Annotated in this window: 21 protein-coding genes; 19 read left to right on the forward strand and 2 right to left on the reverse strand. The window is 61.2% G+C overall.

From position 1 onward, the window contains the following. Positions 1–4 precede the first annotated feature (4 nt). The 4 genes from queA to EN804_RS00290 all read left to right on the forward strand — a co-directional run bounded on the left by queA (position 5) and on the right by EN804_RS00290 (position 4026). Entirely contained in the window at positions 5–1093 is a 1089-nt protein-coding gene (gene queA / locus EN804_RS00275) for a tRNA preQ1(34) S-adenosylmethionine ribosyltransferase-isomerase QueA (RefSeq protein WP_135918445.1), read from the forward strand. Then, positions 1083–1352, forward strand: coding sequence for a hypothetical protein (locus EN804_RS00280; protein WP_135918446.1), 270 nt, complete (start codon positions 1083–1085; stop codon positions 1350–1352). The genes queA and EN804_RS00280 overlap by 11 nt, the downstream gene beginning before the upstream one ends. Continuing rightward, positions 1345–2475, forward strand: a complete 1131-nt coding sequence (gene tgt, locus EN804_RS00285) for a tRNA guanosine(34) transglycosylase Tgt (protein ID WP_135918447.1) — start codon at positions 1345–1347, stop codon at positions 2473–2475. The genes EN804_RS00280 and tgt overlap by 8 nt, the downstream gene beginning before the upstream one ends. A 153-nt stretch (positions 2476–2628) precedes the next feature. Beyond that, positions 2629–4026, forward strand: a complete 1398-nt coding sequence (locus tag EN804_RS00290) for a hypothetical protein (RefSeq protein WP_135918448.1) — start codon at positions 2629–2631, stop codon at positions 4024–4026. Between the two features lie 15 nt (positions 4027–4041). On the opposite strand, the gene EN804_RS00295 is transcribed toward EN804_RS00290, so the two are convergent. Then, positions 4042–4461: a DUF4864 domain-containing protein gene (locus tag EN804_RS00295; RefSeq protein WP_127279995.1), complete on the reverse strand. Its 420-nt coding sequence runs from the start codon at positions 4459–4461 to the stop codon at positions 4042–4044. 270 nt (positions 4462–4731) lie between these two features. On the opposite strand from EN804_RS00295, the gene EN804_RS00300 reads away from it, so the two are divergent. The 15 genes from EN804_RS00300 (at position 4732) to glpK (ending at position 20942) form a co-directional block, all read left to right on the forward strand. Continuing rightward, complete coding sequence (locus EN804_RS00300; protein ID WP_010909609.1) at positions 4732–4968, forward strand: Lrp/AsnC family transcriptional regulator; 237 nt, start codon at positions 4732–4734, stop codon at positions 4966–4968. Between the two features lie 171 nt (positions 4969–5139). Beyond that, positions 5140–6552, forward strand: coding sequence for a circularly permuted type 2 ATP-grasp protein (locus tag EN804_RS00305; RefSeq protein WP_167531426.1), 1413 nt, complete (start codon positions 5140–5142; stop codon positions 6550–6552). A 135-nt stretch (positions 6553–6687) separates the two neighbouring features. Next, complete coding sequence (locus EN804_RS00310; protein ID WP_127280446.1) at positions 6688–7629, forward strand: alpha-E domain-containing protein; 942 nt, start codon at positions 6688–6690, stop codon at positions 7627–7629. A gap of 7 nt (positions 7630–7636) precedes the next feature. Beyond that, the gene (locus EN804_RS00315; RefSeq protein WP_127280447.1) at positions 7637–8431 is read left to right on the forward strand and encodes a transglutaminase family protein; all 795 of its coding nucleotides are present in this window, start codon (positions 7637–7639) and stop codon (positions 8429–8431) included. Between the two features lie 31 nt (positions 8432–8462). Beyond that, positions 8463–9194 (forward strand): peptidase, encoded by a 732-nt coding sequence (locus EN804_RS00320; RefSeq protein ID WP_127280448.1) that lies wholly within the window; start codon positions 8463–8465, stop codon positions 9192–9194. A 114-nt stretch (positions 9195–9308) separates the two neighbouring features. Continuing rightward, a complete protein-coding gene (locus EN804_RS00325) occupies positions 9309–10721 on the forward strand; it encodes an aspartate aminotransferase family protein (protein WP_135918449.1) in 1413 nt (470 codons plus the stop codon). A gap of 128 nt (positions 10722–10849) precedes the next feature. Continuing rightward, on the forward strand, positions 10850–11617 hold the full coding sequence (locus tag EN804_RS00330; RefSeq protein ID WP_135915859.1) for a DeoR/GlpR family DNA-binding transcription regulator: 768 nt from the start codon (positions 10850–10852) through the stop codon (positions 11615–11617). A 138-nt stretch (positions 11618–11755) separates the two neighbouring features. Then, a complete protein-coding gene (glpD, locus tag EN804_RS00335) occupies positions 11756–13282 on the forward strand; it encodes a glycerol-3-phosphate dehydrogenase (protein WP_135918450.1) in 1527 nt (508 codons plus the stop codon). A 41-nt stretch (positions 13283–13323) separates the two neighbouring features. Continuing rightward, the gene (locus EN804_RS00340) at positions 13324–14403 is read left to right on the forward strand and encodes an ABC transporter ATP-binding protein (RefSeq protein WP_135864491.1); all 1080 of its coding nucleotides are present in this window, start codon (positions 13324–13326) and stop codon (positions 14401–14403) included. A 10-nt stretch (positions 14404–14413) separates the two neighbouring features. After that, the gene (locus tag EN804_RS00345; protein WP_135864493.1) at positions 14414–15481 is read left to right on the forward strand and encodes an ABC transporter ATP-binding protein; all 1068 of its coding nucleotides are present in this window, start codon (positions 14414–14416) and stop codon (positions 15479–15481) included. Beyond that, positions 15482–16348, forward strand: a complete 867-nt coding sequence (locus tag EN804_RS00350; protein ID WP_127280974.1) for a sugar ABC transporter permease — start codon at positions 15482–15484, stop codon at positions 16346–16348. Position 16349: 1 nt separating this feature from the next. Continuing rightward, a complete protein-coding gene (locus EN804_RS00355; RefSeq protein ID WP_135918451.1) occupies positions 16350–17267 on the forward strand; it encodes a carbohydrate ABC transporter permease in 918 nt (305 codons plus the stop codon). 1 nt (position 17268) lies between these two features. Beyond that, a complete protein-coding gene (locus tag EN804_RS00360; protein ID WP_127872514.1) occupies positions 17269–17556 on the forward strand; it encodes a DUF2160 domain-containing protein in 288 nt (95 codons plus the stop codon). A 79-nt stretch (positions 17557–17635) separates the two neighbouring features. Continuing rightward, positions 17636–19360 carry an ABC transporter substrate-binding protein gene (locus EN804_RS00365; RefSeq protein WP_127872513.1) on the forward strand — a complete coding sequence of 575 codons (1725 nt, stop codon included), beginning with the start codon at positions 17636–17638 and terminating at the stop codon, positions 19358–19360. Positions 19361–19451: 91 nt separating this feature from the next. Next, positions 19452–20942, forward strand: a complete 1491-nt coding sequence (gene glpK / locus EN804_RS00370) for a glycerol kinase GlpK (RefSeq protein WP_127872512.1) — start codon at positions 19452–19454, stop codon at positions 20940–20942. 66 nt (positions 20943–21008) lie between these two features. On the opposite strand, the gene EN804_RS00375 is transcribed toward glpK, so the two are convergent. Further along, complete coding sequence (locus EN804_RS00375; RefSeq protein ID WP_135918452.1) at positions 21009–21476, reverse strand: BA14K family protein; 468 nt, start codon at positions 21474–21476, stop codon at positions 21009–21011. Between the last annotated feature and the right edge of the window lie 40 nt (positions 21477–21516).

A 21516-nucleotide genomic window follows, 5' to 3' on the forward strand; every position in this document is an offset into this window, starting at 1 on the left:
CCCGATGCGCGTCGACCTCTTTGATTTCGACCTGCCGGAAGAGCGCATCGCGCTTCGCCCGGCAGAGCCGCGCGACAGCGCCAAAATGCTCGTCGTCGAGCCAGGCAAGCGGCTGGAGGACCGGACGGTTGGCGATCTGCCGTCGTTGCTCCGCGCCGGCGACGTGCTGGTCTTCAACGACACCAAGGTCATTCCAGCGCAACTGAAAGGCATCAGGCGGCGCGGTGAAGCGGCCGCGCAGGTCGAGGCCACGCTGCACATGCGCATGGCTCCAGACCGCTGGCTGGCGTTCATGCGGCCGGGAAAGCGCATCGCCGCCGGCGACCGTATCCATTTCGGTCATGACGGCAATTCCTGTTTCCTTGGCCAACTCGATGCCACGGTGATCGAAAAGGGCGAGGGCGGCGAAGCGCTGCTCGGCTTTGATCTATCCGGACCCTTCCTCGACGAGGCGCTGCACGCGGTCGGCCACATTCCGTTGCCGCCCTACATCGCCTCGAAGCGCGATGACGACGAGCGCGACCGCGCCGATTACCAGACCATCTATGCCCGGGAAGAAGGTGCGGTGGCGGCGCCGACCGCAGGCCTGCATTTCACGCCGGAGCTTTTCGCGGCGCTGGACGCCAAGGGGATCGAGCGCCGCTTCGTCACGCTGCATGTCGGCGCAGGTACGTTCCTGCCGGTGAAGGCGGACGACACCGCCGACCACAAGATGCATGCCGAGATCGGCTCGGTCGGTGCGGCGACCGTCGATGCGCTCAACGCAGCAAAAGTGAGGGGTGGGCGCATCATTGCCGTCGGTACGACCTCGCTGCGTCTGCTGGAGAGCGCGGCGCGTGAAGACGGTACGGTGGCGCCATGGTCCGGCCCGACCGACATCTTCATCACGCCCGGCTACCGCTTTCGCACCGCCGACATGCTGATGACCAATTTCCATCTGCCGCGCTCGACACTGTTCATGCTGGTTTCGGCCTTCAGCGGTCTCGACACGATGCGTGCCGCCTATGCGCATGCCATCGCGAACCGCTACAGGTTCTACTCTTATGGCGACGCAAGCCTGCTTTACCGAGCGGAGATGAGCGATGGACGATGATCTGCAAACCTTCGATCGCGAAAACCTGATCGCGGAAGTGAAAAAGCTGCGCGCCGGTATTCGCGCGCACCGCGATACATCAGGCCATGATCTGTGCTGGCATCACCCCGATCTGTGGGATCTGCTGCCTGAAAAGACCGAGCCGGCGATCGCCGTGCCACCCTGGCCCAAATTCATGCGCGGCTGCATCCATTACCGCCAGTCGCTCGACAGGCAGGCGCCGGATGCGCCGGTCCACGACAAGGAATTCAATGGCTGAGACGTTCACCTTCAAGGTGCTGGCGACCGATGGCAAGGCGCGGCGCGGCCTGATCGACATGCCGCGCGGCGAAATCCGCACGCCGGCTTTCATGCCGGTCGGCACCGGTGGCACCGTCAAGGCCATGTACATGGACCAAGTGCGCGGCGTCGGTGCCGACATCATCCTGGGCAACACCTATCACCTGATGCTTCGCCCCGGCGCCGAGCGTGTCGCGCGGCTTGGCGGCTTGCACGAATTCGCCCGCTGGCCGCACCCGATCCTGACCGACAGCGGCGGTTTTCAGGTGATGTCGCTGTCGAAGCTGAGGAAGCTGACAGAGAAAGGCGTCACCTTCCGCTCCCACATCGACGGTGCGCCCTACGAGATGTCGCCGGAGCGCTCGATCGAGATTCAGGGACTGCTCGATTCCGACATCCAGATGCAGCTCGACGAATGCACGGCGCTGCCGGCCGAGTTGAAAGAGATCGAGCGCGCCATGGAACTGTCGCTGCGCTGGGCGGAGCGCTGCAAGACAGCGTTCGGCGACCAGCCTGGCAAGGCGATGTTCGGCATCGTGCAAGGTGGCGACAACGCCGCGCTCAGGATGCGCTCGGCGCACGCGCTGAGCGCGATGAACCTGAAGGGTTATGCCGTCGGCGGCCTGGCTGTCGGCGAGCCGCAAGCGGTGATGCTCGACATGCTCGACATCACGTGCCCGGAACTGCCTGACAACAAGCCGCGCTATCTGATGGGCGTGGGCACGCCGGACGATATCCTGAAATCGGTGGCGCGCGGCATCGACATGTTCGACTGCGTGATGCCGACGCGAGCCGGCCGGCATGGTCTTGCCTATACCAGGCGCGGCAAGGTCAATCTGCGCAACGCCCGTCACGCTGACGATCCGCGCCCGCTCGACGAAGAGAGTGATTGCCCCGCTGCGCGCGACTATTCGCGCGCTTATCTGCACCATCTGGTGCGTTCGCAGGAGGCGCTCGGGGCGATGCTGCTGACCTGGAACAATCTTTCCTACTACCAGAAGCTGATGCAGGACATCCGGGCCGCGATCGAGAGCGGCACCTTCGAACTGCGCTCGGGCGAGATATCCGAGGGTTGGGCCAAAGGCGACCTGCCCGTACTTTGAATTGGGATCCGAGGACACTCTTTCTAAACAGAACCAAGAGTAATTGTTCCGAGCTATATTCAGGCAAGGGGCAAGAAACTGTTCGCAACAGCAGACCCATCTGTCGACAATTCTAAATTAGCGCTGCCTAATTCGCATGCTAGTCTGCTGCGTTTGGCAACGCGCAAGCATCGTGGTTTCGGCCTGGCGATTGCCGCGATCGTGGCAATCGGCCTTGTCTTGCGACTGCTGGGTGGGCGCGGCGATCTCTGGCTGGACGAGATCTGGAGTTTCTTGCTGCTCGAGCAGCTTACCTCGATCGATCAGATATTCTGGCGCGTAAACCACGACAACAATCATTTCCTCAATTCGATCTACCTGTACCTGATCGGTCCTTATGCCTCGCCATTGCTTCAGCGCGGCCTGTCGATTGCCCTCGGCGTCGGCACAATCATTGCCGCAGCCGTGGCTGCGCAAGGCCGATGGGCTGGTGTCACCACAAGCATGCTGTTTGCGGTGAGCTATCCGATGGTCCATTACGGCTCCGAGGCGAGAGGCTATGCGGGGCTGGTGCTGTTCACGCTCCTCTCCGTCGTGTTCCTGGAACGCCGGTTCGACACAGGCCGTTCAGGCATCGCGTTCGCGGCCATCGTCCTCCTCGGGTTTTTGTCCCACCTCACGATGGTAGAGACGGTGGTGGTTCTGGTGGCCTGGAGCGCCTGGCTCATCTGGCGGCGCACCGGCAGTCTCGGTCGCGTCAACGTCGAACTGGGGCAGATTTTCACGCCGGCCTTCCTGGCTTTGTTGCCGCTAGCCGCCTGCGTAATGATCGGCAGCCAGATGTTTGGCTTCAAGGTTGGTGGCGTTTCGCCGTTCACGCTCCAGGCCTTCGTCCAAGGGTACGGCGGAATGATCCGCTGTCTGTTCGGCTTGCCGCCTTGGATCAGCAACTTGGCCTGTATTGCCTTGGCCTGCGGCCTTGTCTGCGTATTTGCCGGTACTCGGCGCGATCGGCGGGCCAGTCTCTATGTCATCGGGATTATCGGACTGCCTATTCTGATGGCGGCAGCACAGCTGCCGACCCTCGATTTCCCGCGCTACTTTCTGGTCAGTGCAACATTGCTGTTGCTTTGCGCGGGCGAGTTGCTTGCGCTCGGGTTCGCCGCCGCTGGCATATATCGGCTTGTTGCCGTCGGGGGGCTGGTGGCAATCCTAGCCGGCACGATGACGTTTCTGTTGCCATTCTACGAAAAGGAACGCGGATCCTATGCCGTCATCGTTGAGGAGATGACACGCAATGGCGCAACGAGCTACGCCAGCAATCAAGATTTTCGGATCGCCGTGATTGTCAACTATTTTGCCAAACGGCTGGGACGCCAGTCATTGCTCGTCGCGGCCGACAAGATATGTGACGAGCGTCCGTCCTGGCTGATCCTCGAGGGCGCCGTGGACCAGCAGCCGGAGCATGTCGCGGCCCCGTCCGGCTGCCTGTTGACCTATGATCGCGTCGATGCCTCGACGAGTTGGGGACTGTCGGGGCAGGGCTGGACGCTCTATCAGCGCCAGGATTGAAGTGAGCGAACTGGTTCAGGTGCTCAGCGAATTCGAGGCGCGCAGGCTGCAGCCGGTGATCTGAAATGTGCCGTCGGGCTGCTGCTGAAGCGTGTAGACCGCCTCATAGTCCTTGCCGTCGGGGCCAATGATCAGCACCTGCTGGACGATCGAACCCGGGCCCGTCTGCTCGACCTTGCCGAAAGAGTAGGACCGTGGCTTGCGCACAGGCGGGTAGCCGTTGGTCACCATGTTCATGAAAGCATCGACGGTCGGGAATACCTGCTTCACGTTCGGAGCGGCGAAGCTGTAGGCCTTGGCGCCGTCATCGGCGATGAGGGCCTTCAATTGACCGTCGATGACGGCTTGGCCAGCCTTGATCTCGGCATCGCCGGCAAACGCCTGGGAAGCCAGCATGAGCGAAACGAACGCGAATGCGAAAAAGCCGCGGCGCATGGCCTGTCTCCACCGTCCCTCGAAAAGCCGCCTCCAGAAAAGCTGTTGCGGAGGCATCCTAACATACGGGTGACGGCGCTTCACGGTTTCAGCGGCCGCCAATATTCGTCCCGGCTAGGCGGATTCCTCGAGCGCGGCATGCCGGTTGCGAAGATGCGCGAGGCCGTGGCCAAGGCCCGCGCCGGCTAAGTGCGCATTCCAGCGCTTGAAAGCCCGCCTCCAGTCTGCCAGAAGGGCCGCTTGAACGTGGACGTTTAGCGGGACGAAGCCATGAAGGCGTTTTTCGTGCAGATCAAATGCGAGCTGGGCAAATCCTACGAGGTTGCCAGCGCGCTTGCCGACGCCGAGATCGCTTCGGAAATCTACTCCACCGCCGGCAATTACGATCTGCTCGCCAAATTCTATGTCGATGATGAGGAAGACGTCGGCCATTTCGTCAACGAGAAGGTGCAGATTCTTCCCGGCATCAAGGACACCTTCACCGTCGTCACCTTCCGCGCCTTCTAGTCGCGAAGCGGATTTGCCCGGGCACGAGGCAAAGCCTGATCAAGCGCATATTTCGGCTGCCTCAATTTTAGGCAGCCGCGACATACTCATCGTCAGGTTCTCCCAAATCGCCGATTGCGCTTGATTTTCTCCGGCGACGCCAGTGAAATGGCGTCACAGGGGAGTATGCGATTGGCAGCGTTCGATGAAATGCTTCCGGAGGTCTCCGGACTTAGAAGACCGTATTCGGCTTACGATCGCTGGCTGAAGGAGCAAGATCCAGCCAGACTTACCGAAAAGATGCAGGACGCCGAACGCGTTTTTCGCAAGACCGGCATCACTTTTGCCGTCTACGGCGAGCAGGAAGCATCCGAGCGATTGATCCCGTTCGACATCGTTCCCCGCATCATTTCAGGCAATGAGTGGCGCCGCCTGACGCAAGGCATCGAGCAGCGCGTACAGGCGCTGAACGCCTTCCTCGACGACATCTACCATCGCCAGGAAATCCTTCGCGCCGGCCGCGTCCCAAGGGATTTGATTGCCAAGAACGAGGCTTTCCTGCCGGAAATGATCGGCGTGCGGCCACCGGCCGGCGTCTACACCCACATTATCGGCGTCGACATCGTGCGCATCAGCGAGGACGAGTTCTACGTGCTGGAAGACAATGCACGCACGCCGTCCGGTGTCTCCTACATGTTGGAGAACCGCGAAACGATGATGCAACTGTTCCCCGAGCTGTTCCAGAAGATCAAGGTGCGGCCGGTAGAGAACTACCCGCAGCTGCTGCGCCAGTCGCTGGCGGCGGTGCGGCCGCAAGGCACCAAGGGGGCGCCGACCATCGCGGTGCTGACGCCCGGCAGTTTCAATTCTGCCTATTTCGAACACGCCTTCCTTGCCGACCAGATGGGGGTGCAGCTTGTGGAGGGACAGGATCTGCGCGTCGTCGACGGCCATGTCGCGATGCGTACGACCGAAGGCTACAAGCAGATCGACGTTCTCTACCGCCGCGTGGATGATTCTTTCCTGGACCCGCTGACCTTCAGGCCGGATTCAGCTCTTGGCATTCCCGGCATCATGGATGTCTACCGCGCCGGGAACATCACCATCGCCAATGCGCCGGGAACCGGCATTGCCGACGACAAGGCGATCTATTCCTACATGCCGGAGATCGTCGAATTCTACACCGGCCGCAAGGCGATCCTCGGCAACATCCCGACCTGGCGCTGTTCGGAACCGGACAGCCTGAAATATGTGCTTGAACACATTGATGAGCTCGTCATCAAGGAAGTGCACGGTTCCGGCGGCTACGGCATGCTGGTCGGCCCGGCTGCAACCAAGAAGGAATGCCAGGATTTTGCCAAGAAGCTGCAGGCCAAGCCGTCTAATTACATCGCCCAACCGACGCTAGCGCTCTCGACCTGTCCGATCCTGACTGACAAGGGCCTGGCGCCGCGCCACGTCGACTTGCGGCCTTATGTGCTGGTTTCCGATCGCATCCAGATCGTGCCTGGTGGGCTGACGCGCGTTGCGCTGAAGGAAGGCTCGCTGGTGGTGAATTCCTCGCAAGGCGGCGGCACCAAGGACACCTGGGTGCTGGATGATTGAGATGGGTGAGTAGGGGATAGTCAGTCGTGAATAGTGGAAGCAGAGGGGACAGGGAAATGCCATATTCCGTTGAGATTCAGTCGCTTGCCATCCCCTACTCGCTATTCCCTGCTCACTAGCCCGAAGGGCCATTCCATGCTTCTCGGCCGCACCGCCAACGGGCTCTACTGGATGAACCGCTATATCGAGCGGGCCGAAAACATGGCGCGGTTGGTCGATGCCGGCCTGCGCATGGCGCTGACCCGCACTCAAAGCGCCTCGGAGGAGTGGAACTCCGTGCTGCTCAGCGCCGGCTCCGACGCTGCCTTCACGCAGAAGTATTCGGACTATTCGGCGGCGAATGTCGCTGATTTCCTGCTGCGCGACACGTCGAACCCTTCAAGCACGATGTCGTCGATCGAGACCGCCCGCAACAATGCGCGCATGGTGCGCACCGCGCTGACGCGCGAGACCTGGGAGAGCATCAACGAAGCCTGGATGGCGCTGAAACGGATGCTGGCGAGGCCGATCGACGAGCGCGACCTGCCCAATGTGCTCGATGCGATCAAGCGCGAGACAGCGCTGATCCGTGGCTCGTTCTACGGCACCATGCTGCGCAACGAGATTTTCGACTTCTCGCAGCTCGGCACCTATGTCGAGCGCGCCGACAACACCGCGCGCATTCTCGACGTGAAATACTACGTGCTGTTGCCGTCGATTTCATGGGTCGGATCGAGCCTGGACAACTACCAGTGGGAATCGATCCTGCGTTCGGTGTCGGCGCATCGCTCCTATCGCTGGGTCTACGATGCCGACTACAAGCCCACCAACATCGCCGACTACCTGATCCTCAATGTGCGTATGCCGAGGTCGCTGACCTTCTGCTATCGCTTCCTGGCCGAGCATCTGAAGTTCCTCGGCGACGACTATGGCGAGCGTCATGCCTGCCACGCGACCGCGGAGAAGACCCAGACGATGCTGCGCGCGGGATCGATCAAGGACATATTCGACGCGGGCCTGCACGAGTTCCTGGCCGGGTTCATTCGCGACAACACCAGGCTCGGCGACGAGATCGCGCAGGACTACAGGTTTTATTGAGGAAGCCATGCGGCTGAAAATCACTCACCGGACCGAATATCGCTATGACGCGCCGGTGCAATATCTACTTCAGAGGCTGCGGCTGCTTCCCATGAGCGGGCCGACACAGACAGTGCTGTCCTGGGCGCTGAAGGTCGAAGGCGCGCGCGAGGAAGTGCGATTTACCGACCATTACGGCAACGACAACAGGCTGTTGAGCGTCGAGGGTGACAACGACGTGATCACGGTCGAGGCTTCGGGCGAGGTGGTGACGCGCGATACGTCAGGCGTTTGCGGGCCACACCAAGGTTTCGCGCCACTCTGGTTGTTCGCGCAGGAGACCGCTTTGACCACCATAGGCGGCGGCATCCGTGATCTTGCCGAGGCGGTCGGCAAGGGGACCGATCTTGAAAGGCTGCATCGGCTGATGGCCGCAATCGGCGAACGCGTCGCCTACACGCCCGGCACCACCAATGCGACGACCGCAGCCGAGGAAGCCTTGGCGCTGAAGACCGGCGTTTGCCAGGACCATAGCCACATCTTTGCCGCCGCCGCGCGCGCCATGGGGTTTCCGGCCCGCTATGTCAGCGGCTATCTGATGATGGATGCGGCGGTGGAGCAGGCGGCGAGCCACGCCTGGGCCGAAGCCCATGTCGCGGGCCTCGGCTGGGTTGCCTTCGATCCCGCCAATGGTATTTCTCCCGATGAACGCTATGTGAAGGTGGCTACCGGCCGCGACTACCGTGACGCTTCGCCGGTGTCGGGAATTCGGATGGGACAGGCGGAAGAACTGCTTGCGGTCACCGTCACGGTAGAGCAGTAATCCCCCCAGGATTGCTGCCTCAAGAGATTCTATGACCTATTGCGTCGGCCTCAAGATCGATCGCGGGCTCGTGTTCATGTCGGACACGCGCACCAATGCCGGCATGGATTCGATCTCGACCTTCAAGAAGATGCATGTGTGGGAGCAGCCGGGCGAGCGCGTCATCGTCTTGATGTCGGCCGGCAATCTGGCGACGACACAGGCCGTGGTCAGCCTGCTCGACGAGCGCACCAAGGCGGTGACCGACCGCCACGAGAAGCTGCTCGAAACGCCATCCATGTACCAGACGGTGCGGCTGGTCGGCGACACGGTGAAAGAGGTGATCGCGCAATCGTCGCCCGCCGGCGAGAAGGCCGATTCCTATTTCAATGCCTCCTTCATCCTCGGTGGGCAGATCAAGGGCAGCCCGCCACGCCTGTTCATGATCTATCCCGAAGGCAATTTCATCGAGTCGACCGACGACACGCCGTTCTTCCAGATCGGCGAGACCAAATACGGCAAGCCGATCATCATCCGCGCCTATGAAAAGACGATGAGCCTCGCCGAGACGGTTAAACTCTTGCTGGTGTCGTTCGATTCGACGTTGAAATCGAACCTGTCGGTCGGCTTGCCGCTCGACCTGCTTTTCCTGGAACGGGACGCCTTTCAGGTCGGCCTGAAAAAGCGGATCGGCCAGGACGATCAGTATTACCGCACGATCTCCGATGGATGGTCGAATGCCCTGAAGACGGCGTTCGCCAGCCTGCCGGATTTCCCCGGCTAGTTTTGCCTATCTCGCCATTCGACGGTGGTTGCAAATATTTCACATGTTAATTAATATGATCTTGAAGATCGGGCGGCTGCCGCCGGCCACGAAAGATCATGTCGGGAAGACAAGATGAACAATGACGATTTCCGGCAATGGTCGCAACGCGCCGCCGACTGGGGTGCCGACTATCGCAACAATTTGCGTGAGCGGCCGGTGCGGCCATTGGTCGAGCCGGGCGACATTTTCAGGAGCATCGAGGTGTCGCCGCCCGAAGACGCCGAACCGATGGACAGAATCTTCGCCGATTTCGAAGCCAAGATCGTGCCGGGGATGACACATTGGCAGCACCCCCGCTTCTTCGCCTATTTCCCGGCCAACGCGGCGCCGGTTTCGGTGGTGGCGGAATACCTGGTGTCGGCGATGGCCGCGCAATGCATGCTTTGGCAAACGTCACCGGCGGCGACCGAGCTTGAAACCCGCACCGTCGACTGGATGCGCCAGGCGCTCGGCCTGCCAGAGGGTTTTTCCGGCGTGATCCAGGATTCGGCCTCGTCGGCGACACTCAACGCCGTGCTGACCATGCGCGAGCGGGCGCTCGGCTGGCAAGGCAACAAAAAGGGTTTGGCCGGGCAGGGGCGGTTGCGCATCTATTCTTCCGACCAGGTGCACACATCGATCGACCGGGCGATCTGGGTCTCGGGCATCGGCGAGGACAATCTCGTGCGCGTTCCGGTCACCGGCCGTTTTCGCGCCATGGACACGGCAGCCCTGGAAGCAGCCATCATTGCCGACCGGAAAGCCGGCATGCTGCCTGCTGGTATTATCGCCTGTGTCGGCGGCACCAGCACCGGTGGCACGGACGATATTGCAGCGGTTGCGGAGGTTGCCAGGCGGCACGGGCTCTACCTGCATGTCGATGCCGCCTGGGCCGGGTCGGCGATGATCTGCCCGGAATACCGGCATTTCTGGTCTGGCGTCGAAGGCGCCGATTCGATCGTCTTCAATCCGCACAAATGGCTGGGCGCGCAGTTCGATTGTTCGATCCAGTTCCTGCGCGACCCCTCGAGCCATGTCAGGACGCTGGCCATCAAGCCCGACTATCTCAAGACGCACGGCCATGACGGCATCATCAACTACTCGGAATGGTCGGTGCCGCTCGGCCGGCGCTTCCGCGCGCTGAAACTGTGGTTCCTGCTGCGCGCCCATGGACTGGAAAACCTGCGAACCATGATCCGCAACCATGTCGCCTGGAGCGAAGGCCTCGCCACGCGTCTGGCAAGGGAGGTGGATTTCGAGATCGTCAGCGAGCCGATGCTGTCGCTGTTTTCGTTCCGGCACAAGGCGGCTTCGGACACCGATGCCGACGAGCACAATCTGCGGCTGGTCAATGCGATCAACGACGATGGCCGCATCTACCTGACGCAAACGAAAGTCGATGGAAGGGTGGCGATCCGCTTCCAGGTGGGCCAGTTCGATGCGACGGCGGAAGACGTCGACGCGGCTTTCACCGCCATTACCGAAATTGCACGCGCCGTGGCCTGAAAAAGGCTGGATCAAGGTCGCGCCGAGGTTCCCTCGTACAATCATCGGATTTCGTTAGCCGGCTTGTGCCTTTTCATCGGTTTCGTTTTCGACTATAAGCAAGAAAAACGAAAACGGGAGCTTGCTTGATGTATCTGTCGCCGCGCCATGCCGAGATCATCCAGATGGCTAAGGACAACGGCCGCGTGCTGGTCGACGATCTGGCCACGCATTTCAATGTGACGCCGCAGACCATACGCAAGGACCTCAACGATTTGTGCGACCAGCGGCTGCTTTCGCGCATCCATGGCGGCGCCTTGTTCCCGTCCGGCATCGAGAACATGGAGTATGAAGCCAGGCGCAAGATCGCGGCCGACGAGAAGGAAGCGATTGGCCGTGCGGCGGCGAGGCTGATCCCCGACAACGCCTCGCTGTTCATCAACATCGGCACCACGACGGAGGCGGTCAGCAAGGCGTTGCTCGATCATAACGGCCTGATGGTTATCACCAATAACATCAATGTTGCCAATAGGATGCGCATCTATCCTTCGATCGAGGTGGTGATTGCCGGTGGTGTGGTGCGCGGCTCGGACGGGGGTGTCGTCGGTGAGGCGGCGGTCGATTTCATCAGGCAGTTCAAGGTCGATTATGCTGTCATCGGTGCCTCCGCGATCGATCATGATGGAGCGCTGCTCGACTTCGATTTTCGCGAGGTGAAGGTGGCGCAAGCGATCATCGCCAATGCCAGGCATGTCATCCTGGTATCCGACCAGACCAAATTCGAGCGTACGGCGCCGGTACGCATCGGTCATCTGTCGCAGGTCAACACCTTCATCACCGATCGCTGCGAGATCGATTCGGTGCGCAAGATCTGCCAGGAAGCCGAGGTTCAGCTGATCGAGACGTCGCCCGCCTGAGGTCTTTTATCGTCTTCTCGCCGGCTTGTTCACCGGCTTGTGATATTTCGTTTGACATTCGTTATGAGTTCGAAATAATTCCGCTACGGTTTCGCAAAAGACCCAAAATGGTGCAGTGCGAAATCGTGGAGGAATTAAGTGGACCCATCTTCAGTCCGGGACATTTTCGTCATAGGCGGCGGTATTAACGGCTGCGGAATCGCCCGTGATGCCGTTGGCCGCGGGTTTTCGGTCTTTCTCGCCGAGATGAATGACCTCGCCAGCGGAACCTCGTCCGGTTCGACCAAGCTGATCCATGGCGGGCTGCGCTATCTCGAATTCTACGAATTCCGCCTGGTGCGCGAGGCGCTCATGGAGCGCGAGGTTCTGTGGAAGAACGCACCGCACATTATCTGGCCGATGCGCTTCGTGCTGCCCTACGCCAGGGGCCTGCGACCCGCCTGGCTGATCCGGCTTGGCCTGTTCCTTTACGATCACATTGGCGGGCGCAAATTGCTGCCGGCGACCAGGACGCTCGACATGGCAAGCGACCCGGCGGGCAAGCCTTTGAAGCCGCTGTTCAAAAAGGCCTTCGAATATTCCGATGGCTGGGTCAACGATGCGCGGCTGGTGGCGCTGAATGCACGTGACGCTGCTGACCGGGGCGCAACCATCCGGACCCGCACGAAAGTGGTTGGAGCCCGCCGCGAAGGCGGGATCTGGACGATAAAGATCGAGAACCTGCAAACCGGCGAGACCGAAGAGGTCAAGGCACGGTTGCTGGTCAATGCGGCGGGGCCCTGGGTAGACCACGTGCTGTCCGGCGTCGTCGGGCAGAATGACGTTCACAACGTCCGCCTCGTGCAGGGCAGCCACATCGTCATCGCCAAGAAGTTCGACGATCCGCGCGCCTATTTCTTCCAGAACAGGGATGGCCGCATCATCTTCGCTATTCCCTACGAGGACGAGTTCACGCTGATCGGCACCACCGACCGGGATTATCCCGGCGATCCGCACGATGTGAAGATCAGCGACACCGAAATCGACTATCTCTGTGCCGCGGCGAGCGAGTATTTCGCGGTTCCCGTCAAGCGTTCGGACATTGTCTGGACCTATTCGGCCGTGCGTCCGCTCTATGATGACGGCGCCTCCAAGGCGCAGGAAGCGACGCGCGACTACGTGCTGAAGGCCGATGGCGGCGAGGGCGCCGCACCGCTGGTCAACGCGTTTGGCGGCAAGATCACCACCTACCGCCGGCTGGCGGAATCAATGCTGGAGAAGATCGAAGGTTTTCTCGGCAAGCGCGGCAAGCCGTGGACATCTGATGCGCCGCTGCCTGGCGGCGATTTTCCGGCCACCGGTTTCGATGCGCAGGTGGCGAAGCTGAAAAGCGCCTACCCTTTCCTCGACCAGCGTTTGGCGCGCCGGTTGACCAGGCTTTACGGGACGCGTGCGCAGGTTCTGCTCGGCTTGGCCAAGTCGATTGCCGATCTCGGCCGCAATTTCGGTGGCGATCTGCACGAGGCCGAGGTGCGCTATCTCGTTGAAAACGAATGGGCCGTCACTGCGGAAGATGTGCTGTGGCGACGGACCAAGCGCGGCCTGCATCTTAGCCGCGAGCAGGTCTCGGTACTCGATGAATTCATGCGTGGCATAAGCCGGCAGCATGTCGCGGCCGCCGAATGAAGAGGTTTTGAGCTGATGCGGAAAGCCTGGGAGGAGGCGTCATGCTGGAACTGAGGAACGTCACCAAGACGGTCGGTGCGGTCGAGCACATCCGCGACGTGTCGCTGACGCTTCAGCACGGCTCGCTCAACGTTTTGCTAGGGCCCACGCTTTCCGGCAAGACCAGCTTGATGCGGCTGATGGCCGGCCTCGATGTGCCGACTTCCGGCTCGGTCTGGTTCGACGGCCAGAATGTCACCGGCACGCCGGTGCAGAAGCGCAAGATCGCCATGGTCTACCAGCAGTTCATCAACTATCCGGCGATGACGGTCTATGACAACATCGCCTCGCCGCTAAGGGTGGCTGGTGTCGAGCAAGGCAAGATCGACAGCCAGGTGCGCGAGGCGGCAGCTCTCCTCAAGCTGACACCCTATCTCGACCGCACCCCGCTCAGCCTGTCGGGCGGCCAGCAACAGCGCACCGCGCTGGCGCGCGCCATCGTCAAGAATGCCAGCCTGGTGCTGCTCGACGAGCCGCTTGCCAACCTCGACTACAAGCTGCGCGAGGAATTGCGGGCCGAACTGCCGAGGATCTTTGCCGCTGCCGGCACCATCTTCGTTTATGCCACCACCGAGCCGCATGAGGCCCTGCTGCTCGGCGGCAACACGGCAACGCTGTCGGAAGGCCGCATCACCCAGTTCGGGCCGACCATCGACGTATTCCGCAAGCCGGTTGATCTGGTGACGGCCAGGACCTTCGCCGATCCGCCGCTCAACAGCATCGTGCTGGCCAAGAAGGGCGCGGACTTTCTGCTCGAGGGCGGCGTCAAGCTGCCGGTGCCCGCCGAACTCGTCGGCATCGCCGATACGAACTATACGATCGGCTTTCAGCCGCACCATCTTTCGCTCGACCGGCCCAATGCCGCCGCGGTGCCGGTACGGGCAAAGGTCACCATCACCGAAATCACCGGGTCCGAGAGCTTCATCCATCTCGACTTTGCCGATGCCCGCTGGGTGATGTTGACCCACGGCATCAGGGATTTCGAGACAGACGCGGTGGTCGAAGTGTTCATCGATCCGCGTCACATCATGGTCTTCGACGAGCACGGCCGGGCTATGACCGCGCCGAAGCTGGCGGCTTAGGAGGGGCGATATGGCACGCATCGACGTCAACCACGTCAGGCATTCCTATCTGCCGAACCCGCGCACGGATGCCGATTTCGCGCTGCGCGAAGTGCATCATACCTTCGAGGATGGCGGCGCCTATGCGCTGCTTGGGCCGTCCGGCTGCGGCAAGACCACGCTGCTCAACATCATTTCAGGGCTGCTTCATCCCTCGCATGGCCAGTTGCTGTTCAATGGCAGGGACGTGACCAATTTGTCGACGCAGGAGCGCAACATCGCGCAGGTGTTCCAGTTCCCGGTCATCTACGACACCATGACGGTCTACGACAATCTGGCGTTCCCGCTGCGCAATCGCGGCGTGCCGGAGGCCGACGTCGACCGCAAGGTGCGCGAGACGCTGGAGATGATCGACCTGGCCTCATGGGCGAAGAAGAAGGCGAGGGGCCTGACCGCCGACCAGAAGCAGAAAATCTCGCTCGGCCGTGGCCTGGTGCGCTCGGACGTCAACGCCATCCTGTTCGACGAACCGCTGACCGTCATCGATCCGCACATGAAATGGGTGCTGCGCTCGCAGTTGAAGCAGCTTCATCGCCGCTTCGGCTACACGATGGTCTATGTCACGCACGACCAGACCGAGGCGCTGACCTTCGCCGACCAGGTGGTCGTCATGTATGATGGCGGCATCGTGCAGATCGGCACGCCGGCGGAACTGTTCGAGCGGCCGCGTCACACTTTTGTCGGCTATTTCATCGGCTCGCCAGGCATGAATGTCGTGCCGGTGGCAATCGAAGGCAGGACGGCGACGCTCGGCTCGCAACGGATCGAATTGCCTGGAGTGCCCAAGGCCAGCGCCGGGGCCGTCGAGCTTGGCATCCGCCCGGAATATGTACGGCTCGGCAGCGACGGCATGGCCGTTTCAATCACCAAGGTCGAGGATGTAGGCCGCCACAAGGTGGTGCGCGCCAAGCTGGAGGGCCGCGAGATCGCGGCCGTCATCGGGGAGGACGAAACCGTTCCGGCCGAACCGAAGGTGCGGTTCGATCCGGCCGGCATCAACATCTATGCCGATTCCTGGCGTGTCGAGATGGGGGCATAGATGGACAAGACCTGGAATAACAAGGCCTGGTTCCTGGTGCTGCCGGTGCTTGTGCTGGTGGCCTTCACCGCCGTCGTCCCGCTGATGACGGTCGTCAACTATTCGGTGCAGGACACATTCGGCAACAACGTCTTCTTCTGGGCAGGTACGGAGTGGTTCGAGGAACTGCTTTCATCCAGCCGATTCTGGGAAGCGATGGTCCGCAACCTGGTCTTTTCCTTCATCATCCTTGCGATCGAGGTGCCGCTTGGCATCTTCATCGCGCTCAACATGCCTAAAAAGGGCTGGGGCGTGCCGGTGTGCCTGGTGCTGATGTCGCTGCCGCTGCTGATACCGTGGAACGTGGTCGGCACCATCTGGCAGGTGTTCGGGCGCAGCGACATCGGCCTGATGGGCTACTACCTCAACGCCATCGGCATCGACTACAATTATGTGCAGGATCCTTTCGACGCCTGGGTCACGATCATCGTCATGGACGTCTGGCACTGGACCAGCCTTGTCGTGCTGCTCTGCTATGCCGGCCTGGTCTCGATCCCCGACGCATTCTACCAGGCGGCCAAGATCGACGGTGCGTCGCGCTGGGCGGTCTTTCGCTACATTCAGTTGCCGAAGATGCAACGCGTGCTGCTGATCGCCGTTCTGCTGCGGTTCATGGACTCGTTCATGATCTACACCGAGCCCTTCGTCGTCACCGGCGGCGGTCCGGGCAACTCGACGACGTTCCTGTCGATCGACCTCGTCAAGACGGCACTCGGCCAGTTCGACCTTGGCCCGGCGGCGGCGATGTCGCTGGTCTACTTCCTCATCATCCTGTTGTTGTCGTGGGTGTTCTACACCGTGATGACCAACTACGACGCGGAGCGCTGAAATGGCTGGCGCCAACGAACGCACCGAGCGCAATGCAATGAACGGGACCGCCGCCGAAGGGCTCGCCAGTTCGCTCTCACAGAGCGAACTCGACAGGCGGATGCGCCGGCGCGGCGAGGAGTCGCGCTGGTGGTGGATCGTGCCGACGCTCTACATCATCGTCCTTCTGCTGCCGATCTACTGGCTCATCAACATGAGCTTCAAGACCAATGCCGAGATCGTCAACTCGCTGACGCTTTATCCGCACGCGCCGACGATCGCCAACTACGTCACCATCTTCACGCAGAAGGCCTGGTATTCCGGCTACATCAACTCGATCACCTATGTCGTCATGAACATGGTGATTTCGGTATCGGTGGCTCTGCCGGCGGCTTACGCTTTCTCGCGCTATCGTTTCCTTGGCGACAAGCATCTGTTCTTCTGGCTGCTGACCAACCGCATGGCGCCGCCGGCCGTGTTCGCGCTGCCGTTCTTCCAGCTCTATTCGGCCTTCGGCCTCATCGACACGCACATAGCGGTGGCGCTGGCGCACTGCCTGTTCAACGTGCCGCTGGCGGTGTGGATCCTGGAAGGCTTCATGTCGGGCGTGCCGAAAGAAATCGACGAGACCGCCTATATCGACGGTTATTCGTTCCCGCGCTTCTTCCTCAAGATCTTCATGCCGCTGATCGCCAGCGGCATCGGCGTCGCCTGCTTCTTCTGCTTCATGTTTTCATGGGTCGAGCTGCTGATCGCCCGCACGCTGACCACGACCGACGCCAAACCGATCGCTGCGACCATGACGCGTACGGTGTCGGCCTCGGGCATGGACTGGGGGCTGCTGGCAGCCGCCGGCGTTTTGACGCTGATCCCCGGCGCGCTCGTGATCTGGTTCGTGCGCAACTATATCGCCAAGGGTTTTGCGCTGGGGAGGGTGTGACATGAACCTCGACTTTTCCTGGATGGCGTGGACCTGGCCGACGGCCGCGTTCTTCACCGTCATCGCGCTGCTTCTGCTTGGCATGGGCGTTTGGGAATACGCTTCGCCGGGTGGCAATCCGCGCGTCGGCGTGCTGCGCTTCGAGACGACGCGCGGCGACCGTCTGTTTCTATCGCTGCTTGGCAGCGCCTTTATCCATCTCGCTTGGCTGGGTCTTGTCGGACCGAGCCTCTGGTGGGCTCTCGCTCTCTCCGTGGTCTACGCCATCGGCGTGTTCCGCTACGTATAGAGGGGGAAACTGTTGGAGCGGCCGCGTGCCGGCGGTCGCTCCAGATCGCACTTGAAACCTAAAACAGTGGAGGAAACACATGCGACGGCAATTTTTAACATCAACAACGGCCCTTGTCCTGTTGCTCGGCGTAGGCAATGCCTATGCCGGCATGGATGAAGCAAAAGCCTTTCTGGACAAGGAGATAGGCGGCGTGTCGACGCTTTCCCGCGCCGACCAGGAAAAGCAGATGCAGTGGTTCATCGACGCCGCCAAGCCCTTCGCCGGCATGGACATCAAAGTCGTGTCGGAAACCTTGACCACCCATCAGTACGAGTCTCAGGTGCTGGCGCCGGCCTTTACAGCCATCACCGGCATCAAGGTCACGCATGACGTCATCCAGGAAGGCGACGTCGTCGAGAAGATCCAGACCCAGATGCAAACCGGCCAGAACATCTATGACGGCTGGGTCAACGATTCGGATCTGATCGGCACGCACTGGCGCTACCAGCAGGTGCGCAACCTGACCGACTGGATGGCGGGCGAAGGCAAGGATGTCACCGATCCGATGCTCGATGTCGACGACTTCATCGGCACCAAGTTCACCACTGCGCCGGACAAGAAGCTCTACCAGCTTCCCGACCAGCAGTTCGCCAACCTCTACTGGTTCCGCTACGACTGGTTCAACGACGAGAAGAACAAGGCCGACTTCAAGGCCAAGTATGGCTACGAACTCGGCGTGCCGGTCAACTGGTCGGCCTATGAGGACATCGCCGCGTTCTTCACCGGCCGCGACGTCAACGGCAAGAAGGTCTATGGCCACATGGACTACGGCAAGAAGGATCCGTCGCTCGGCTGGCGGTTCACCGACGCCTGGCTGTCGATGGCCGGCAACGGCGACAAGGGCCTGCCGAACGGCGTGCCGGTCGACGAATGGGGTATCAAGGTCGATGCGAATTCGCGACCTGTAGGCTCGTGCATGGCACGAGGCGGCGACACCAATGGACCAGCATCGGTCTATGCCATCCAGAAGTATCTGGATTGGCTGAAGGCCTATGCGCCGCCGGAAGCCCAGGGCATGACCTTCTCCGAATCCGGCCCCGTGCCGTCGCAAGGCAATGTTGCCCAACAGATCTTCTGGTATACCGCCTTCACCGCCGACATGGTCAAGCCGGGCCTCCCGGTCATGAATGACGACGGTACGCCGAAATGGCGCATGGCGCCGTCTCCGCACGGCTCCTACTGGAAAGACGGCATGAAGCTCGGCTATCAGGATGTCGGTTCCTGGACGCTGATGAAGTCGACACCGACCGACCGCGCCAAGGCCGCCTGGCTTTATGCGCAGTTCGTCACCTCGAAGACCGTCGACGTGAAGAAGAGCCAGGTTGGTCTGACCTTCATTCGCGACTCCACCATCCATGACAAGAGCTTCACCGAACGTGCGCCGAAGCTCGGCGGCCTGATCGAGTTCTACCGCTCGCCGGCCCGCGTGCAGTGGACGCCGACCGGTACCAACGTGCCGGACTATCCGAAGCTGGCGCAGCTTTGGTGGCAGAACATCGGCGACGCGTCCTCTGGTGCCAAGACGCCGCAGGAAGCCATGGATTCGCTTTGTGCCGACCAGGAAAAGGTCCTGAGCCGTATCGAGAAATCCGGTGTCCAGGGTGACATTGGTCCGAAGATGGCCGAAGAGCACGACCTGGCCTATTGGAACGCCGATGCGGTCAAGGCCGGCAATCTCGCGCCTCAGCTGAAGCTCGAGAACGAGAAGGAAAAGCCGCAGACCATCAATTACGACGAACTGGTCAAGAGCTGGCAGAAGTGAGACTGTCCATGCGGGCGTTCGCGCCCGTGTGAAATTGAGGGAGGCGGCGCGTTGCCGTCTCCCTTCTTTGTATCGAGGCGGAGGATGCGGAATGAGTGGTTTTGTGCTGGCCATCGACCAGGGAACGACATCGACCCGGGCGATCCTGTTCGATGGCCAGATGAAGGTCGTGGGTAGCGGGCAGAAGGAATTCACCCAGCGCTATCCGGCCTCCGGCTGGGTCGAACATGATCCGGAAGAGATCTGGGCAAGCGTCGTGACCACCGTGAAGGCTGCACTGAAAAAGGCCGGCCGTACGGCTGCTGATGTCGTGGCCATCGGCATCACCAACCAGCGCGAGACCGTCGTTGTCTGGGACAGGGCGACGGGCAAACCGGTCCACAACGCCATCGTATGGCAGGATCGGCGCACCGCACCGCTCTGCCAGAAGCTCAAGAAGCAGGGGCTCGAGAAGAAATTCACCCGCAAGACAGGACTGCTGCTCGACCCCTATTTCTCGGGCACCAAGATCGCCTGGATGCTGGACAAGGTGAAAGGGGCAAGGCGGCGCGCCGAGAGAGGCGAATTGCTGGCGGGTACCATCGACAGTTTTTTGATCTGGCGGCTGACCGGCGGCAAGGTTCATGCCACCGACGCCACCAACGCCTCACGCACGCTTGTCTACAATATCGAGAAGAATGCCTGGGACGACGAACTGCTTTCCATCCTGCGCATCCCGGCCGCAATGCTGCCGGAGGTAAAGGATTGCGCCGATGATTATGGAATCACAGAGAAAAACCTGTTTGGCGCCGAGATAAGGATACTCGGCGTTGCCGGCGACCAGCATGCCGCGACCATCGGGCAGGCCTGTTTCGAGCCGGGTATGATGAAATCCACCTACGGCACCGGCTGTTTTGCGCTGCTCAACACCGGCAGCGATCTGGTGCGTTCGAAGAACCGCCTGTTGACCACCATCGCCTACCGGTTGAACGGCAAGACCACCTATGCGCTGGAAGGCTCGATCTTCATTGCGGGTGCCGCGGTGCAATGGCTGCGGGACGGCATCGAGGTGATCGGCAAGGCCGAGCAGAGCGGCAAGCTGGCTGCCGAGGCCGATCCGACGCAGAACGTCTACCTTGTGCCGGCTTTTGTCGGACTTGGCGCGCCGCACTGGGATGCCGGGGCGCGGGGTGCTATCTTCGGGTTGACCCGAAATTCCGGTCCTGCCGAGTTTGCCCGGGCGGCTTTGGAATCAGTCGCTTACCAGACCCGCGACCTGCTCGACGCCATGCACAAGGATTGGAAGGGCGCCAAGGCAAAGACCGTGCTCAGGGTCGATGGCGGCATGGTGGCTTCGGACTGGACCATGCAACGCCTCGCCGACATCCTCGACGCGCCGGTCGATCGGCCGACAATCCTGGAGACGACCGCGCTGGGGGCGGCCTGGCTCGCCGGCTCGAAGGCGGGCGTGTGGCCCGCCGCGCAGGAGTTCGCTAAAAGCTGGGCGCTCGAGCGGCGGTTCAAGCCTGATATGGACGCGTCCAATCGTACTGCGAAACTAGCAGGCTGGCGTGATGCAGTGCGCAGGACACTGAGCGCATAAGGAAAGGCCCGCGCCGTTTCCAACGCGGGCCTTCGGCTCACACACTTTTAGGCCACTCATACTCACTCAGTAAGGCGAACGGCACTCCCGACGAGGACCATTGTTCGGCTGGAAGGTGTTATCCGAAGCGCGGTAGCTCCGATAATGATCGTAGCACCACTGCACATGGGCATTGCCTTCATAGACGCGGTTGTTCTCATTGACGATCGCGCCGGTGATCAGGGCGCCAGTCGCGAAGGCAGCGAGCGGGAACCAGTAATCCCCATGACGGCGATAGCCGCGGCGATATTCCCGATAGCCGCGATGACCATTCCAATACATGTCACCGTTGCGGCTGAAGCTGCGATTGCGCGAGAAATTGCGGTCGAAGGAGCGGTTTCTCCGCCATTCCCGGTATTGCACTGTCTGCATGTCCGACGTTGTCGCCTGGGACAATGGCACGTAGGCCGGCTGGGCGTTGACCGGCACCACCTTCGCCGCGACGAATGTGGCCGAGAGCGTGGCGGCTAGCAGACCCGTTGTCACTCTATTCATTGGTCTTCTCCTCGAAGGTTTGGCGAACGTCCCTTTGGCG

Origin of the sequence: Mesorhizobium sp. M8A.F.Ca.ET.161.01.1.1 (genome assembly GCF_004792105.1) — a bacterium.
In the GTDB taxonomy this organism is placed as follows: Bacteria; Pseudomonadota; Alphaproteobacteria; order Rhizobiales; family Rhizobiaceae; genus Mesorhizobium.